This window comes from Gillisella vitis (assembly GCF_001541345.2).
Lineage (GTDB): Bacteria > Pseudomonadota > Alphaproteobacteria > Rhizobiales > Rhizobiaceae > Allorhizobium > Allorhizobium vitis.
The window spans coordinates 15,251-31,504 of sequence record NZ_LMVL02000003.1 but is presented as its reverse complement, the minus strand read 5'-3'; the positions used below and the strand labels follow the sequence as shown (position 1 = coordinate 31,504).

Genomic DNA, 16,254 nt, shown 5'->3' with positions numbered 1-16,254 from the left:
TTCAGGCGGTGGATGACAAAGATATAGGATGGATCACGTTACAACGAACTGTCCAGAACATGAAAAGTTGGTAATGCGGAAATTTACGCGCCGGAAAGGTTTTTCAATAGGTTCGACGCCGGTCGTTTGATAAAGTTTGGACGGCCTTTACACATCCTGAGCCGATCCGGGGATTTCTATGCATCGTATTCCACTCTGTTTATTCGCGGCGATACTGACCGGCTGCGCAGCCGCCCCGCACAAGGAGATCGGCGCCATTCGTTTGATAACCGACGCCAAAGGACGCCCCGCAAAGATCTATATGGAAAAATCAACCGGTAACGCGATAACAGATCGTCGTGTCATGCTTTTCATGCGCACAACTTTCGCCAAGCGCGTGCCCCACCCGCTTCCCAACCGTGTCTATCGTCAAGGCGTGAGTGGCGTGGCGAGCGATCACCCCACAACGATCGAGATCCCGCTTTTCTGACAGGGACATATCCTTGCGTTCTGCGGCTAAACCCTGCCGGTTTTCGTGGGGGCCGCCCCTACTCTTCCAGGAGCCGCTTCAACCGCGCCTCTTCATCTGCACTCAACGGCTGCGCCGCAGCCACGCTCCTACGTCGGCGGCTGTAGGCAAAGGCGGCTCCTACGCCAATCACCAGCAACAGGCCGGGGGCGCCCCACAGAAGCAAGGTCTCCGAGGTCAATCGCGGCTTCAGCAGCACGAATTCACCGTAGCGCGACACCAGATAGCGGATGACATCGTCATCGCTATCGCCCTTGACGATCCGTTCGCGTACCAGAAGCCGCAGATCGCGGGCCAGTTCGGCATTGCTGTCATCGATGGATTGGTTCTGGCAGACCATGCAGCGCAATTGCGCCGACAGGTGACGGGCGCGGGCCTCCAACGCCGGGTCTTTCAACATTTCATCGGGATTGACGGCAAAGGCGGATTGAACCAGCAACAGCCAGAAGCCGAGGAAGACGGCAAAAAGCGTCCTCATTCCGCCGCCTCCAGCCCCTTGATGGCCCCCTTGGCCGCCGCGGCCTTTGCCTTGCGGTTTGGAGCACCAACACGCAAACGCCGGTCGGAAAGCGAAACGAAGCCGCCGATCATCATCACCAACGCCCCGCCCCAGATGCAGAGAATCCACGGCTTCCACCAGATCCGCACCACCATGCCGCCGTCGGCCATGGCGTCGCCAAGCGAGACGTAAAGCTGGCTGAAGCCAAAGCTGCGGATACCCGCCTCGGTGGTCGGCATGCGTCTTGCCGTATAAAGCCGTTTCGACGACCAGACATCGCCCTCGGAGACCCCACCGCGCCGGATGGTGAAATGGCCACGATCCTCGGTATAATTCGGTCCCTTGGCAGAACGCAGCCCGTCATAGGTCAGGGAAAAGCCCCCGGCTTCCACGGTCTGGCCGGGCTTCATTTCCACCACCATTTCGCTCTGAAACGTGGTGACCGCGACAATGCCCAGCACGGTGACGCCGAGGCCAAAATGCGCAAACGCCGTGCCGAAGGCCGAGCGCGGCAGGCCGATCAACCGGCGAAAGGCGACGCTTGCCTTCTGCTTGCCGAAAGCCGAGCGATAAGCAAGATCGGCCAGCGCCCCGAACATCAGGAAAAAGCCTGCGGCAAGCCCCAGCACGGACAGAACCGGGCCACCATTCTGGAGATAATAGAACACAAGCCCAACCAGAAAAGCCAGCGCTGCTGCCAGATAGAGCCGTTGCAGCGCGCCCAGCAGATCGCCGCGCTTCCAGGCCAGCATCGGCCCGAACGGAACGGCGACGAGGAGCGGGATCATCAACAGGCCGAAGGTTAGGTTAAAGAAAGGTGCGCCAACCGAGATCTTTTCACCGGTCAAGGTTTCCAGCAGCAGCGGGTAGAGCGTGCCGATCAGCACCGTCGCGGTCGATACCGTCAGGATCAGATTGTTCAGCACCAGCGCGCCTTCGCGTGAGATCGGCTGGAATAGCCCGCCCGCCTTCAAATGCGGAGCCCGCAGCATGAACAGGAACAACGCACCGCCGATGAACAGGATGAGGATGGCGAGAATGAAAATCCCCCGGCTGGGATCGGTGGCAAAGGCATGCACCGAGGTCAACACGCCGGAGCGCACCAGGAATGTGCCAAGCAGCGACAGCGAGAAGGTAAGGATGGCGAGCAGCACCGTCCAGATCTTCAGCGCATCGCGCTTTTCCATCACCAGCGCCGAATGCAACAGCGCAGTACCCGCCAGCCAAGGCACGAAGGAAGCGTTTTCGACCGGGTCCCAGAACCACCAGCCGCCCCAACCCAGCTCGTAATAGGCCCAGTAGGAGCCCATGGCGATGCCCGCCGTCAGGAAGGTCCAGGCCGCCAGCGTCCAGGGCCTGACCCAGCGCGCCCAGGCGGCATCGATCCGCCCGTCGATCAGGGCGGCGATGGCAAAAGAAAAACAGACGGAAAAGCCGACATAGCCGAGATACAGCAGCGGCGGATGGATGGCGAGGCCAGGGTCCTGCAAGACCGGATTGAGGTCCTGCCCCTCGGCAGGGGCCGGATTGAGGCGAATGAAGGGATTGGAGGTGATCAGGATGAACAGAATGAAGGCCGTGGAAATCCAGGCCTGAACGCCGAGCACATTGGCTTTCAACCGGTCGGGCAGATTGCTGCCGAACAGCGCCACCAGCGCCGAAAACAGCGTCAGGATCAACAGCCACAGCATCATCGATCCCTCGTGATTGCCCCAGACCGCCGAGAAACGATAGATGGCGGGCATCAGCGAATGGGAATTCTGATAGGCATTCAGCAGCGAGAAATCCGAGACCAGATAGGCATAAGCCAACACCCCGAACGCAAACAGCACCAGCGCAAACAGCGCATAGGTGCCGGTGACTGCGGTCTGCATCATGGCGGTATCGCCCCTGCGGGCGCCCAGCATCGGCAGGACCGAAAGCAGGAGTGCAGCGGCCAGCGCCAGCACCAGCGCGTAATGGCCGATCTCGATGATCATTTTGCCTCTCCCTCGCCCTTCCAGACGCCATCCTTCTTCATCCGGTCGGCAACTTCCTTCGGCATGTAATTCTCGTCGTGCTTGGCCAGAACCGTATCGGCATCGAACAGCGTGCCGCCAGCGCCAAACACGCCTTCCGTCACCACGCCCTGCCCTTCGCGAAACAGATCCGGCAGAATGCCGGTATAGGTCACCGGCACCGTGGCCGTACCATCGGTCACGGCAAAACTGACGGTGGAGCCGGTGTCGCGTTTGACCGAGCCTTCCGCCACCAGCCCGCCTAGCCGGATGCGGGTGCCAGGACCAACAGGCGTCTTGGCGAGATCGGAGGGCATGTAGAAATAGGCGATGGACTGGCCGAAAGCGAACAGAACCAGCAACACGGCCACCATGATGAAACCGACGCCCCCGGCGATGACGGCCAGACGTTTCTGTTTGCGGGTCATTTCAGCGCCTCCTCGACCGGCAATCCCAATTGCTGCGCCATGGCGATCAGCTGCTTGCCTTGCTCCCCCTCGGCCGGGAAGGTCTTCAATCCGGTTTTCAAGGCTTCGAGCGCCCGGTGGTTGTCCTTCAACACTACATAGGAGCGCATCAGCCGCACCCAGCCTTCGAAATTGTTCGGATCGGCTTTCAGCTTGGCATCCAGGCTTTCGACCATGCCCTTTATCATCGCCTGACGGTCGCTGTCCGGCAAGCCCTGGGCTGCGGCGACAGCGGCGGCATCAGGATTTCCAAGGGGTGCCGCCGTTGCAGCAGCCTGAGGATCATTGCGGGTAATATGGCGAGCGACCAGCGGCTGCCACGGTGCATTGGGCGGCGATTGGGCAGCAATCGCCTTGAAGGCCGCCAAGGCTTCCTCGCGCTTGCCGGACTGTTCCAGCGCCAGCGCCAGATAATAGGCGCCGCGCGGATTGTCGCGATTTAGCGCCACGGATTGCGAAAACAGATCGCGAGCAGCATCCGTCACCACGCCGTCGCTCTGAGCAATCAGCGCTTCGCCAAGCCCGTTCAGCCGCTCGGGGCTGGCACCTTTCAGCCGGATGGCGTTGCGAAAGGCCAGTTCCGCTTCGCCCATGCGGTTTTGTTGCAGATAAATGGGAGCAAGAACATCCCAACCCGCGCCGTCTTCGGGCTTTTGCATCAGATGGCGTTCAGCCTGGGCAATCAACAGGCTCATGTCATTGCCGGGATTTTCCAGCCGGGCCTGCAAGGGCTGCGATGGCAGGCCGGGACTGCCGAGAGCAAGATAAAGCCCAAGACCGACCGCAGGCACCAGCAGGACGACAAAGGCCTGCGCCAGACCGTTGCCGGAGGCTTTGCGAGGTGGTTTAACAGCCTGACCTGTTTCATCGCCTTTATCGGCGGCCAGAAGGCGGCGGGCAATTTCGGCCCGGGCATAATCAACCTGCTCGGAGGAAATCAGCCCGCCCGCGCGATCACGGTCGAGTTCCTGCAACTGATCGCGATAGACGGCCATCGCACCATCACGGGTTTCGCGCTCGCCACGCTGCTGCGCCCGCGTCAATGGCACCAGAAAGGCTGCCGCAACGGCAAAGGTCAGAACAGCAATTTCAACCCAGAACAGCATAAGGCTCCCTGAACCCGGAGGGTTCTATGACGTCGCGAAAGGCCGTGCAGACCGCTTGGCACAGCTGATTGTGTCTTAAGGAGCGGAGCTTCCATCAGCCTTGACTTAAGTCAAGAGCAAGACACATCAAAATGCGCAGATGTGATTCAGGTCAGCGGCGTCCATGTCCCGTCTTCATTGCGGCAGGCAACGCCGCGTGCCTCCACCGTCTTGCCATCGACCGTCACCTTGTGGCGATATTGGCGGCAGTTCTGATTGCCGACCTGATAAGGGGCTGCGGCCACCACTTCGCCGGAAACATCGTCATCGCGCCAGGTCACGGTCTGTCCGCCGGGAGCCACTTCCAGGGCCTGATATTCGGCCGCCAGCGCCCGCTGCTTCTGGCTGTTGTCCAGTTCCGCACCGGTCCGCGACACAATGCCGCCCTGCAGCGCGTTGAGATAGAGCGAGCTTGAGGTGGTGGATTTGGCAAGCAGGCCGGTGCTGCCACCGGTCGTCTTGCAGGAGGTCAGTGCCAGGGCGCAGCCCAGCAGGGCAAATGCAAAACCGGTGCTGATCTTCCTCATAGCCTGTAATTCCAAATTCTGTTTTTCATGACATTTTGTGGTCAAACCACACGTTGCTGTAGTCTCTTATGATAAGCCCGACACCGCACGAGTTTGCAAGCCGCCATTTCGATCCGTGCCTTAGAGTTTGCCAACTTGACATTTGTTAAACTGGAGCGTGTCAGAAAAATCCGAATTCGGCTTTTCAATTCGACATCCGCTGGCAGGCATCATCTGGCGCCAAAGCCGCATCACGCCCCGTCCCGCGACAGGGCGGGTAAAACCAGCCTGGCCAGCAGCCCCCCGTTTATACCGCGCGACAGGCCAAGCTTGCCCTGGTATTCCGAGGTTATTTCCTTGACAATCGACAGGCCCAGCCCGGTGCCGGGCTTGCTTTCATCCAGCCGGCGACCGCGTTTCAGCGCCTCGCCGATCTGGTCGGGGTCAAGACCCGGGCCGTCATCCTCGACGATGATTTCCAGCCAAGCCCTACGCCCCGGATCCAGCCCGACCTCGCCGGTCGGCGCGATCCGTGCCGTCACCGCAACAGTGGTTTCTGAGTGACGAGCAGCATTTTCCAGGAGATTGCCCAGGATTTCCTCGAGATCCTGGCTTTCCATCGCCAGAACCAGGCCTTGGCCTGAGGCTTGACTCTCCAGTTGAACCTCGAACTGCTTGTCAGGGTTAAGCTTGCGCATAACCCGCACCAGCCGTTCCAGAACCGGCTCAACTTCGGCGCGCGACAGCACCGATTCGCGCTGGGCAGCAATGCGGGCACGGTTGAGATAGGTGCCGACCTGGCTCTGCATGGCGGATGCCTGGGCCTTGATCACCTCGCCATGCGGCGGATCAAGCACCCGCGCCTCGTTGAGCAGTACGGCAATCGGGGTCTTCAGCGAATGGGCGAGATTGCCGACCTGCATGCGGGCGCGCTCGACAATGCGGTGGTTACTATCGATCAGGGCGTTGATTTCATTGGCCAGCGGCTCGATCTCACGGGGGAATTCACCCTCAATTCGTTCGGCCTCGCCGCCTCTGATCCGCTCCAGAGCCCGTCGCGCCCGATCCAGCGGCTTCAGGCCGAAGATAATGGTAACGGCGTTGACCAGCAGGCCACCGACCCCGAACATCGCCAGAACGGCGTAAAGCCGATGGGAAAATCCGGTGATTTCGTCTTCCACCACTTTCAGATTGCCCGATACCCGGAACCGTGCTGCCCGACCCGATTCGTCGAGGATGACTTCGGTCTCGGCGATCCGCAGCCGGTTGCCGAAACTGTCGGTCATGCCGTAAAACCGCTCGTAATTCTGGTCGAACGGGCTTTCCTCAAAGCTTGGCACCGGCAGATTGGTCAGCCCCAGCGAGGTGGAGGCCAGCGGCGCGGCATTGAAGGAACCGAGCGGCTCGACCAGCCAGTACCAGCCGGTTCCGGGCTGCGAAAACCTGAGATCACCCAGCGCCGGACTGCCGGACAGGCTTTCGCCATCGCCAACCGTGACGGAATTGACGACATTATAGAGTTGGGCGCGCAACAGATCGTTGAAGGAGCGCTCGGCCCCTTGCCGATAAAGCGCCGAAATCACCACGGCCATGGTGACCAGCGCGATGATATACCAGAGAGTGGCGGAGAGCAGGACGCGAAGGGTGAGAGACTTGACCCGAAACACCTAGCCCTCGACACTGTCAGGCGCTTTGATCCGGTAGCCGAGACCGCGCACGGTCTCGATCATGTCCAGACCGATCTTCTTGCGCAGCCGCCCGACAAACACTTCGATCGTGTTGGAATCGCGGTCGAAATCCTGGTCATACATATGCTCGACCAGCTCGGTGCGCGACACGACCTCCCCCATGTGATGCATGAGATAGGACAGCAGCCGGAATTCATGGGACGTGAGTTTCAGCGCCTTGCCCGAAACCGTGACCTTGGAACTCTTGGTATCGAGCCGCACCGGCCCGCAGGCGATTTCCGAGGAGGCATGGCCGGCGGCGCGGCGAATCAGCGCCCGGATGCGCGCCAGCACCTCTTCGACGTGGAACGGCTTGGTGACATAGTCGTCAGCCCCGGCGTCGATACCGGACACCTTGTCGCTCCAGCGGTCGCGGGCCGTCAGAATCAGGACCGGCATCACACGCCCAGCAGAGCGCCATTTTTCCAGAACGGTAATGCCGTCCATGGTCGGCAGACCGATATCGAGGATCACGGCATCATAGGGTTCGGTATCACCGAGATAATGCCCCTCCTCGCCATCCATGGCCTGGTCGACCACATAGCCTGCCTCCTGAAGCGCCTCGACCAGCTGGCGGTTCAGGTTGACATCGTCCTCGACGACGAGAATGCGCATTCTTCACTTCTCCGTTTTGCCATGCTGGCACCAGCCGGGCGATCTTGCGCGCAGGTCCAGTAAAACCAGCCGCATGAGAAAAAATATCCAACAGATAGAAAGTCTTACACTACTCCTTGGCCCAAAACCAGCCTCAACGCGAAACCTGGACCGTCATCTTGCGGGGCCTTGCGTTGTCGCCGGTGCCCGGCACGAGAATGGTGATCACGCATTGGCCGCCCGACAGCCGCACGGAAAGCAATTGCCCGCCCGCCTGCTCCACGGCCCTGAGCGCTGCCGAACGGCAATCAACTCTGCCGTTGGACTTGCTGTCGTTACTGTCGGAATTGTCACTGTTCTGATTCTGGTTCTGCGCCTGGACGATGACAGGTGAAGACGAAGCGCTCTGGCCAGGCACCATCTGCGACATAGGCACGGCATCGGGGACCGGCGCTGTGGTCACCGGTACCGTCCAGGCAATAAGCCCGGCCGCGATACTGCCTATGATCGATTTGGATGCCATCAACTGCCACTCTGCCGCATTCGGTTATCGTGGCGTAAGTGTTACCGAAGAACGGCTGAATGGCAAATGAATGCCTGGTAATCTTGGCCCACTGTTCAGCAGGCATGACAATTCTGCGACAGCCCAAGCATTTCAATTTATTAAAGTATCGGCCTTATTGGCGGTAATGCGGGCATTTGGCTGCGCCAACCTCAAGTTTTCTCCGGGGGAAGCATATCCGATTTGGACACGATGGCGTGGCTTGCCACCAGTCGGCCATAGAGCGCCACAAGCCCGCCAACCGATCCGGCCAGCGCCACCAATGCGTCGGTCAATTGTCCCTGTTCCAACAGGCCGAGCTCGAACCCGCCGAGTTGCAGGCCTGACGCCAGGATGGCGACAAGCGCACCCCAGACAGCTTTGGACAGATACCATGGTTTGCCGTCATTCATATCGATTTCCCTTGTTTTCAGTGGAGATTTTCGGATTGAAGATCAGAACGTGAATGCCGCTTCAGCGGCGATGCCGCTGGCATGGCGGCCAATCTGGCGGACCCGGATGGCGAGCGTCGAGGGTGTTGCGCCAAAGTCTGCGGCCTGCAAATCGGCGCTATAGGCATAACCCGCAGATGTCAGGGTGACGCTGCGCAGGGTCGCCTGCCCGGCGTCGAGAATATCGAGTTGGTAGCGCTCGCTTTCCTCGTCCAGCGCAATATCGGATGGTGTCCAATTGTCGGCATCCGTGCGGCCGCGCCGGACCCAGGTCAACGCAATATCGCCGCTGGGCGCGCGGCTGGCGCGCAGATGCACCGGGGAAAGCGGGGTCAGCGCCCGCAATCTGCCGGAAAAACTGACCGGGCCCTTGGCCGCAAGGCTGGTGCCGGCCGCCTCGGCAATCCAGTTCAGCGTCAGGTCGATTTCGCTGTCGGCAAGATCAAGCGCGGTGACCGCGCTGTTGAGCAGAACCACCTGCGCGCCCGCAACGGCACCGGCCACCATGGCATCCTCCGTGCCATAGAGACCGCGCAGCAGGCCGGACAATTGCCAGACGCCACTTTCCACCTCCTCCGCCGTCTGGAAACCGATCACCTCCCAGACATCGTTGGCGGCCTTGATCGCAAGACGGTTGTCGCCATTCAGCACCGACAGCCGCGAACCGGAGGAAAAACTGCCATGCGATAGAGTAACGGTCAGACGATTGGCCCTGTCGAACCGGCCCGACACACCCGCAGCCAATGCCGATGACAGGCTGCCGAGGGTTGCCGGGCCATCCACCACGACACGGGTCGCATAGTTCTCGGTCTCGGCGGATGACGACAGTACGATCTTGCGCCAGGGGCTGGCATAGGCCGCCGCGCGGGCAAAACTGCCGTCCGCGCCATCATCAAGGCGCGGCAGGTCCATCAGCCGCCACAGCGGCGCAAACCCGTCCGAGGCCCGCCCGCTCTGCACCCGCCCGCTGCTGGCAACGGTAATCGCGCTGGACACCGGCGCTGCCACTTCGGTCAATTCCAACGACAGCGTGCTGCTGTCCTCAATACGCGTTATCAGGAACCGGCCGGATGGCCCCTCCGGCAAGGTCAGCACGTCGCCGGGCTGAAGCGCCAGCTGCGAGGGAGACAGCGACAGGGTCAGGCTGCGCCGCCCGATCCGGTGATCGCGCAATTGCGTTTCAACCACGGCCAAAGCGCTTGCCTCATCCAGCACCGCAGGCAGATCGCTGGACAAAAGCTTGGCTGAGGTTCCCACCACGCGGCGCGAGCGGACGCTGGCATCCTCATAATCATTGGCGGGATCGTAAAAATCCAATACGGCCTGCCCAGCATAATCGGTGCTATCGCCCCGGGTCTCGGTCCAGAACGGCTCATCTTCGGTATCGACGAAAACCCGGGTCTCGACGGCCTTCAGGCTGGCGGCCTGGCGTGAGCGGAACCGCAGCACAGTACCGTCCTCGATCACGTCGATCAGGAAGGCCTCGGTCAGCGGCTCGATCAGGCTGCGGGCCGAGGAGACATCGCCCTGCACATAGCCCGAGAGATCGCCGGTGACAGCAGACACATCGTAATCGCTAAAGCCGCAATCTTCCAATATCGCGGCGATCACCTCGGCCAGCGTGCCGCCGCCCAGCCGTCCGTTCAGCCAATGGCCACTGCGCCAATTGTCGCCATCGGCAAACAGATCGGTATCATAGGGAAAGGCTGGAAAGGGCCGGCTGTCCCAGGTCCAGAGAAAGATATGGTCGGCATCAACCATGCCAGCGGGTGCCGCCTCTTCCTGCCAATAGCCCAGATGCGCCTCCAGAAACCGGCGCTGCATGGCATCCGAGCGCATACCGGAGGAAAAATACGGCAGCGCATTTTCCGAGGATTTTGGATCGGGAAACACGTTCGGCTGGTTGGCACCACGCTCCACCGCCGGGCAACCCAGTTCGGTAAACCAGATCGGTTTCTGCTTCGGCACCCAGGCACTGGGCGTAGAAAGCTCAACACCGCCGACCCTGTTGTAATGGTGGTTTTCCCACCAGGATTGAATGTCCTTGTAGCGATAGACCCAGGGCTTGCCCGCCAGCCCGTCGGTAATCGCGGCGCGTTCACGGCGCTTGCGGGCGGCAAGGTCTGGATAATACCAGTCATAGCCCTCACCAGCGGCGATCTGCGCCTGCATGGCGGCACGGTCATCGGCAATGGTAAACCCATCAGGATTATCCGCAGTAAAATCCGCGTCGTTCCAGTCCGAAAGCGGCATGTAATTGTCGATGCCAACCGCATCGATTGCCGCGCTGGCCCAAAGCGGATCGAGATGGAAAAACACATTCCCGGACCCATCTCCAGGATGGTAGCCGAAATATTCGCTCCAATCGGCACCGTAGGTCAGCTTGGTCTGGCTCCCCAGAATGGCACGCACATCCTCAGCCAACCGCATCAAGGCGGCAACGAAGGGAAAGCTGTTGTCCGCACCGCGCAGGGTCGTCAGGCCCTTCAGCTCCGAGCCGATCACGAAACTGTCCACCCCGCCTGCGGCTTTCGCCAGCAGCGCAGAATGCAGCACCAGCCGCCGATAGCCGCTATCGCAACCGTTCTTGTTGCCGGTATAAAGGATCGTGGTGCCGAGTACGAAGAAATCATCGACGGTAGTCTTGCCAATGAAGGCCTCGACAATGGCGTCCATCGCGTCCGTGCCGTCAGGCGAACCCGCAAGACCAGGGGCCGGTGAACAGGTGATGCGACCCCGCCAGGGATAGGCCGCCTGTTCGGTTCCACCATAGGGATCGGCCAAGCCGTTACCGGAGGGAATGTCCATCATCACGAAAGGATAGAGGCAGGTGGCAATGCCCCGGCTGTTGAGATCCTTGATGGCCTCGATGACGCTTTTATCGCTCGGCGTGCCACCATAGGCGGGACCGCCGCCGTTCTGGCTGACCAGCCGGGCCGACGCGCGCCCGATGCCCGCAACACTCCAGGCACGGCTCTCCTCGTCGCGCCGCGCCACTTCGACCCCCGGCACAACGTCACATTGATCGGCCCGCAGATCGGTTCCGAACCAGCTGACAACAAGGGCGGCGCGGACGAGATTGGGACACACCGCCTGCAACTCATCCAGCGAGGCCTGCCAGTCGGTGGCGGCCACCAGCGTGTTGCGGTTGATGATCCGCTCTTCGCCATCTCCTGTTTCCTCGGTAATGGCTTTCGTCGCATAGCCATGTTCGGTGGCACCGGGAATGATGGTCACAGCCCTGACCTGGCTTTCCAGCGCGCCCAACGGGCGGATCACTTCAAATTGCAGCACGGGGAGACGGTTGCCGTAATCGTCAAGCGGCAAGCGCTCGAACACCACATAGGCGACGCCGCGATAGGCGGGCGCATTGCCCTCGCCCTGCTTGGCGGCAATCAGCGGATCGACGCCCTGATCCTCACTGCCAGGATAAAAGCGCATCTCGACCTCAGTCAGATCCACTTCCTCGCCATCCGCCCAGACCCGTCGAATGGCCGCCACCGGGCCTTCGCACAAAGCCAGCGCCAGATTGCCGTAATAATCGTAACTCTTGGTCTTGCTGCCGGTGGATTTGCTTCCAGAGGTTTCGGTGGTGGTCTTTTCCTCAAACCGCGTCGCCCAGATCAGCGTGCCGCCAATGCGCACCGTGCCATAGGCCCGGTTCAGCGCCGTGCCTTCGCTGGCCCCGCCGATCCGCGCCGACGACAGATGCGAGCCTGTGGTGGTGGAGCTACCGTTGATCAGCGCCTGATCGACCATATTGCCAGCCAGCGACCCCACGGCACGGCCCAGCATGGTGCCAACAGGCCCGAATATGCTGCCAATGGCCGCACCGGCTGCCTGGAAAACAAGAGTTGCCATCGATCACTTCTCCGGAAAACGATAGACGCCCGCGACACGCCGCTGCCAGGCGGGCACCAGAGCGGAGCGAACCACCGCCGCCTGCTCATAGGCGTGAATGAAATGCTGGTCTGCCGCCAAAAGCCCCAGATGCTTGGCGGCGTAATGGGCGCGAAACCGGAAGACCAGGAGATCGCCAGGCAAGGCCTCGCCAAGGCTGTCGATCAGGGTGAAATGCCGCCCCGCCGCCTCAATCAACCGGTCCTCTCCCGACCGCTCCGCCCAGTCAGGCGCATAGGCAGGTGTTACTTCCGGCTCCTGCCCATAAAGCTCCCGCCAGATGCCCCGGACCAAGCCAAGACAATCACAACCAACACCCTTGGTGGAGGCCTGATGGCGATAGGGCGTGCCAATCCAGCCCTCGGCAAGGGTGAGGACATGGGTGTTGATGGAGGACATACAATCCTCCTCACTCAAACAGCACCGACCCGTCATGGGTCGTCTGGCCGCTGACATAGGAATAAGCGAAATCGCTGCCCGGCATATGCGGGAAGCCACGGAAATTGGCGGCATTGGCGAAGCTGTCGCGGCAGGTGGCGAAGCGTTTGTCGCAACCGATGGTGATGCTTAGTGCGTCGCCCGGTGACAATGTTACCTCCAAGGGCAGCCACATTGTCAGCTCCGTGCCGTCCTCTCCGGCGCGGCTGGTTTCAATCTCGGCGGTCAGGCCAGTCTCGACCCCTGATGTCACGGTGATCCGGCCATAGCGGAAATGGTCGTCGCTATAGGCATCCAGCCCCGAAACGATGAGCCGGTCGGATGCGCTCATGGTCACCAACACAGCGCTGACGGTGCGGCTCTCAGCACTCAAGTCGATACCGCAGCGGCTGTCGCCCAGGCTGGCATCGCAGCGGCGGCCAAGTGTGCGGCCCTGGTCCTGGGAGAGCTTGGCGGCGAAGCTGCGCAATTCGGCGGTAAACTGCCCCGTTTGGCGCTTGACCTCGCCAACATCCTGCACCTTGAGCAGAACATGCTGGTCCGGCACCTGCCAGTTGACACGGTAGACCTCGATGCGCGCGCCGTCATAGCGCCCGGCAATCAGATCGGCTTCGGTAATCACCTCGCTGGAAAAACCACCGGCAACTTCGGAGGTCGGCGCCGATAGGCTGTTTTCCGCCTCACCATCGCTGGCGGAAAAACCGCTGGCGGCATGAAACAGCGTGCCAAGCAGGGTGAGATCCCGGTCATGATCGGTAAAGCCCAACACCAACCCGTCGCTGCGGGTCACCCGCCAGCAGGTGCAGAGCGTGGTGGCATCGCCCGCCAGATGGCGCGCCAAAGCGGCATCGATTGTCCTCATGGAATGATCTCCGTCAGCGAAATGGAGGGAATGCTGCCCGCATTGAAGGCTTCGAGATTGATCTCGATCCGGTCCGTGTCGAAACGCACCGGCACATCGAACTGAAAGCCCGCCCGGATGACGGCACCGGACACAGGAATAAAATCCTGATTGAAGGACACCAGCCCGGTGCTGCTATCGCAGTTGAACCCATTGACCGGCACGCCATCGACCGAAATCAGCACGCTACCATCGACCGGCTTGGCAATGGTGCGGCTCCAGCCGCCACCGGCATCGCCATAGGTCTTGACCAGTTGGAAGCTGGCTGTGGTGCCATCACCGATGCCGATCTTCTGGTCTTCACCACTCACCGCCCGACCCGGCCCGGCAGAATTGGAATCCAGAGGATCGCGAAACCGGAACCCGGCCATCTGGCCGCCACGCGCCTCGAAAAACTCCAGGATCGCATAGAGATCGGCGAGCGATTTCACCCCCGATCCGGCATCATAACTGCGGCGCGAATTGGCCCAGCGCTGGTTGCGCACTTCGCGCCCATTCGACAGGTTGACAATATCCGTGCGCCGCACCGGCCCGCCGCTGGTCGACAGCGACACGCGCAGCGGAAAGCGCACCTCGTGAAAGGCTTCGGTCATGTCATCAACACCTTCGATAACTGAATTATGTTGGAAGGAATGAAGTCGTGATAAAAAGGCTGCCGCGCGGCATCGTGTGATGCCGCGCGGCTTTGGATGTCAGGTGATGCTGATCGTGCCCGCCTTATACCGGACTCCGGCATCAGCCGTCATCAACAGGGCCGTATTCCCGAGAATGGTCTGATAATTCTGGTCCTGGGAATTGGGATCGAAGACGCCGATATAGTGGTTGTTGTTGTATTCATTCGCGGCTCCGCCACCGGCAAGGCTGATCATGCGCCTGCCGTTGGCCTCGAATTGAGGATTGGCCAGCGTGTCGGAAACGCAGTAGCACAACCCATCGCCTTCCAGGCCGGTGAAGCCGAACAGGATCCACTTCTGCGACGGAACATGATAGCGAATGGCTTGCGCCATGCGCCCGTTCCGCTCGGATGTGGTATAGGAATCCCACCCGGTGACCTTGAAAAAGACCTTGGGCTGTTGGGGAGCCAAATTGCCCTGATAGTAGCTGTGGTCGACAGTCTCCCACTGGTTGGAGTTGCTATAGAACTGCCATCCCGTCGATGCATCGAGATTGCTGGTGCGGATCATTGCAAAGCCGCTGTCGAGAACGGTCGTGTTGCCCGGCAGATTGCGGACTTCAACGAAGGCATAGTAATAATTGCCTTCCTTGACGATGTTCGACGGATGGAAAAAGCCGTAGGCCGTATTGATGGATTGCGTGTTCCAGGGCTCCGGAATAAGGACGCATCGGACATTGTGATGGTTTTGTCCAAAATCGCCAGGATTGGGAACGGACCACGACTGCCCGTCATTGGTGGATTTCACATAGGTGATGGAATTCACCCAGCGCGTATTGAAGCCATATTTGTTGGAATTAAAACCGGCGACCCCGCCGATGGTAGTCGGCGCCTGATAGAATTCATGATGGGCCAAGGCAACGACCGTCGAGCCGCGCGCAAAACCTGCAAACACCCAATAACGGTTGGCATAGTGCCCTTCGACCGTATCCCGGGGCGAGTTCCAGTTCATGCCTTGACCCCAATTGGTCCAGGTCGCGCCGTTCTGCCAGTCGGATACAACGTTGAACCGGTAGCCTTCCGAATGGGCGGTAATGAAGGTTGGCGTTCCGTTTGCGTCTCGCCATGGATGGATCGGCCCATCTGCCCACAGACCATACGGTGTGCTACTGCCGACATAGCCGTGCGATCCACTGGTGCTGAAGTCCATTACGGTGTTGTTGGCCGAAGTTGTTACGATACTGGTAACCATTTTAGGTCCTTTCTGAGTTTAAAAAATGCCTAAGCAATTGAACTATTTAGTTTTTTTAACCTCCACTCTTTTCGGAACACACATGTAAGGACAGGGCGTTGCCCCACCTCACAAATTACGCTGACCGCGCTTGACGCTGCGGGCCAGCAAGCTGGAAATCTGGGACTGGCTCTTGGTGAAGCTCGACGCATCCTGGGTGGTGACGTTGACATTGACCTGCGTGCCGGAGGAGCCGCCGCCCTGGGTGGCAACCCCAAGCGAGCCATCCGAACCGCGTTTCAGCGGCAGGATCGCCTCGCTGCCCGCCTCACCCATCAGCCCGGTATTGCCGCCATCCATGCCGAAATAGGTGGGGCTGGACACCACCCCACCGGACGCAAAAGGCGTGATCGAGCCGGGCACGCCGCCCTTCTCGAAGGCAAACAGCGAGCTGATCCCCGATGAAAGGCTGGATGTGGCGCTGGAGGCCAGCGACGACAGACTGCTTTGCAGCGGCTGCAGCCCGGACGACAGGGTGATGTTGGACAATTGGTTCGCCAGCGATTTCAGCGTGTCTTCCAGATCACCACCGCCGCTCGTGGCTGATTTCAGCGCCGATGTCAGCGCGCTGCCAAAACTTTTCGAGCGGCTTTCCAGATCGTCGAGGGTCTTGGTCGCCCCGGACGCGTCGAGATCGATCCCAAAGGACAGGGTTTCGTCATCGGCCATGATCTA

Annotated in this window: 16 protein-coding genes; 1 reads left to right on the top strand and 15 read right to left on the bottom strand. The window is 60.5% G+C overall.

The features are described from left to right. The first annotated feature begins 178 nt into the window (after positions 1-178). Positions 179-469 carry a hypothetical protein gene (locus tag ASB66_RS10250; RefSeq protein ID WP_060715953.1) on the top strand — a complete coding sequence of 97 codons (291 nt, stop codon included), beginning with the start codon at positions 179-181 and terminating at the stop codon, positions 467-469. A 58-nt stretch (positions 470-527) separates the two neighbouring features. Here the strand turns inward: ASB66_RS10250 and ASB66_RS10245 are convergent, their stop codons facing one another. From ASB66_RS10245 to ASB66_RS10175, 15 genes are all read right to left on the bottom strand, one after another. After that, a complete protein-coding gene (locus ASB66_RS10245) occupies positions 528-986 on the bottom strand; it encodes a cytochrome c-type biogenesis protein (protein ID WP_060715954.1) in 459 nt (152 codons plus the stop codon). Next, positions 983-2,986, bottom strand: coding sequence for a heme lyase CcmF/NrfE family subunit (locus ASB66_RS10240; protein WP_060715955.1), 2,004 nt, complete (start codon positions 2,984-2,986; stop codon positions 983-985). Before ASB66_RS10240 ends, ASB66_RS10245 begins: the two co-directional genes overlap by 4 nt. After that, positions 2,983-3,432 (bottom strand): cytochrome c maturation protein CcmE, encoded by a 450-nt coding sequence (ccmE, locus tag ASB66_RS10235; RefSeq protein WP_015915397.1) that lies wholly within the window; start codon positions 3,430-3,432, stop codon positions 2,983-2,985. The genes ASB66_RS10240 and ccmE overlap by 4 nt, the downstream gene beginning before the upstream one ends. Continuing rightward, on the bottom strand, positions 3,429-4,577 hold the full coding sequence (gene ccmI, locus ASB66_RS10230) for a c-type cytochrome biogenesis protein CcmI (protein WP_060715956.1): 1,149 nt from the start codon (positions 4,575-4,577) through the stop codon (positions 3,429-3,431). Before ccmI ends, ccmE begins: the two co-directional genes overlap by 4 nt. A gap of 146 nt (positions 4,578-4,723) precedes the next feature. Next, positions 4,724-5,143 (bottom strand): hypothetical protein, encoded by a 420-nt coding sequence (locus ASB66_RS10225; RefSeq protein WP_060715957.1) that lies wholly within the window; start codon positions 5,141-5,143, stop codon positions 4,724-4,726. A 230-nt stretch (positions 5,144-5,373) separates the two neighbouring features. Further along, entirely contained in the window at positions 5,374-6,789 is a 1,416-nt protein-coding gene (locus ASB66_RS10220) for an ATP-binding protein (protein WP_060715958.1), read from the bottom strand. Further along, positions 6,790-7,464 (bottom strand): response regulator transcription factor, encoded by a 675-nt coding sequence (locus ASB66_RS10215; RefSeq protein ID WP_060715959.1) that lies wholly within the window; start codon positions 7,462-7,464, stop codon positions 6,790-6,792. A gap of 133 nt (positions 7,465-7,597) precedes the next feature. Then, on the bottom strand, positions 7,598-7,966 hold the full coding sequence (locus tag ASB66_RS10210; protein ID WP_060715960.1) for a hypothetical protein: 369 nt from the start codon (positions 7,964-7,966) through the stop codon (positions 7,598-7,600). Between the two features lie 191 nt (positions 7,967-8,157). Further along, complete coding sequence (locus ASB66_RS10205) at positions 8,158-8,397, bottom strand: hypothetical protein (protein ID WP_060715961.1); 240 nt, start codon at positions 8,395-8,397, stop codon at positions 8,158-8,160. Positions 8,398-8,439: 42 nt separating this feature from the next. Further along, positions 8,440-12,297 carry a baseplate multidomain protein megatron gene (locus ASB66_RS10200; protein WP_171430965.1) on the bottom strand — a complete coding sequence of 1,286 codons (3,858 nt, stop codon included), beginning with the start codon at positions 12,295-12,297 and terminating at the stop codon, positions 8,440-8,442. 3 nt (positions 12,298-12,300) lie between these two features. Continuing rightward, on the bottom strand, positions 12,301-12,735 hold the full coding sequence (locus tag ASB66_RS10195; RefSeq protein WP_060715963.1) for an NlpC/P60 family protein: 435 nt from the start codon (positions 12,733-12,735) through the stop codon (positions 12,301-12,303). A gap of 10 nt (positions 12,736-12,745) precedes the next feature. Further along, a complete protein-coding gene (locus ASB66_RS10190) occupies positions 12,746-13,636 on the bottom strand; it encodes a DUF2163 domain-containing protein (RefSeq protein WP_060715964.1) in 891 nt (296 codons plus the stop codon). Continuing rightward, the gene (locus ASB66_RS10185) at positions 13,633-14,268 is read right to left on the bottom strand and encodes a DUF2460 domain-containing protein (RefSeq protein ID WP_060715965.1); all 636 of its coding nucleotides are present in this window, start codon (positions 14,266-14,268) and stop codon (positions 13,633-13,635) included. Before ASB66_RS10185 ends, ASB66_RS10190 begins: the two co-directional genes overlap by 4 nt. Positions 14,269-14,367: 99 nt before the next feature. Next, a complete protein-coding gene (locus tag ASB66_RS10180; RefSeq protein WP_060715966.1) occupies positions 14,368-15,540 on the bottom strand; it encodes a hypothetical protein in 1,173 nt (390 codons plus the stop codon). A 108-nt stretch (positions 15,541-15,648) separates the two neighbouring features. Next, positions 15,649-16,248, bottom strand: a complete 600-nt coding sequence (locus ASB66_RS10175; RefSeq protein WP_060715967.1) for a phage tail tape measure protein — start codon at positions 16,246-16,248, stop codon at positions 15,649-15,651. Positions 16,249-16,254: the final 6 nt, after the last annotated feature.

Coding starts and splice junctions, on each gene's coding strand:
- ASB66_RS10250 (WP_060715953.1), top strand. CDS start 179: ATGCATCGTATTCCACTCTGTTTATTCGCGGCGATACTGACCGGCTGC.
- ASB66_RS10245 (WP_060715954.1), bottom strand. CDS start 986: ATGAGGACGCTTTTTGCCGTCTTCCTCGGCTTCTGGCTGTTGCTGGTT.
- ASB66_RS10240 (WP_060715955.1), bottom strand. CDS start 2,986: ATGATCATCGAGATCGGCCATTACGCGCTGGTGCTGGCGCTGGCCGCT.
- ccmE (WP_015915397.1), bottom strand. CDS start 3,432: ATGACCCGCAAACAGAAACGTCTGGCCGTCATCGCCGGGGGCGTCGGT.
- ccmI (WP_060715956.1), bottom strand. CDS start 4,577: ATGCTGTTCTGGGTTGAAATTGCTGTTCTGACCTTTGCCGTTGCGGCA.
- ASB66_RS10225 (WP_060715957.1), bottom strand. CDS start 5,143: ATGAGGAAGATCAGCACCGGTTTTGCATTTGCCCTGCTGGGCTGCGCC.
- ASB66_RS10215 (WP_060715959.1), bottom strand. CDS start 7,464: ATGCGCATTCTCGTCGTCGAGGACGATGTCAACCTGAACCGCCAGCTG.
- ASB66_RS10210 (WP_060715960.1), bottom strand. CDS start 7,966: ATGGCATCCAAATCGATCATAGGCAGTATCGCGGCCGGGCTTATTGCC.
- ASB66_RS10205 (WP_060715961.1), bottom strand. CDS start 8,397: ATGAATGACGGCAAACCATGGTATCTGTCCAAAGCTGTCTGGGGTGCG.
- ASB66_RS10200 (WP_171430965.1), bottom strand. CDS start 12,297: ATGGCAACTCTTGTTTTCCAGGCAGCCGGTGCGGCCATTGGCAGCATA.
- ASB66_RS10195 (WP_060715963.1), bottom strand. CDS start 12,735: ATGTCCTCCATCAACACCCATGTCCTCACCCTTGCCGAGGGCTGGATT.
- ASB66_RS10190 (WP_060715964.1), bottom strand. CDS start 13,636: ATGAGGACAATCGATGCCGCTTTGGCGCGCCATCTGGCGGGCGATGCC.
- ASB66_RS10185 (WP_060715965.1), bottom strand. CDS start 14,268: ATGACCGAAGCCTTTCACGAGGTGCGCTTTCCGCTGCGCGTGTCGCTG.
- ASB66_RS10180 (WP_060715966.1), bottom strand. CDS start 15,540: ATGGTTACCAGTATCGTAACAACTTCGGCCAACAACACCGTAATGGAC.
- ASB66_RS10175 (WP_060715967.1), bottom strand. CDS start 16,248: ATGGCCGATGACGAAACCCTGTCCTTTGGGATCGATCTCGACGCGTCC.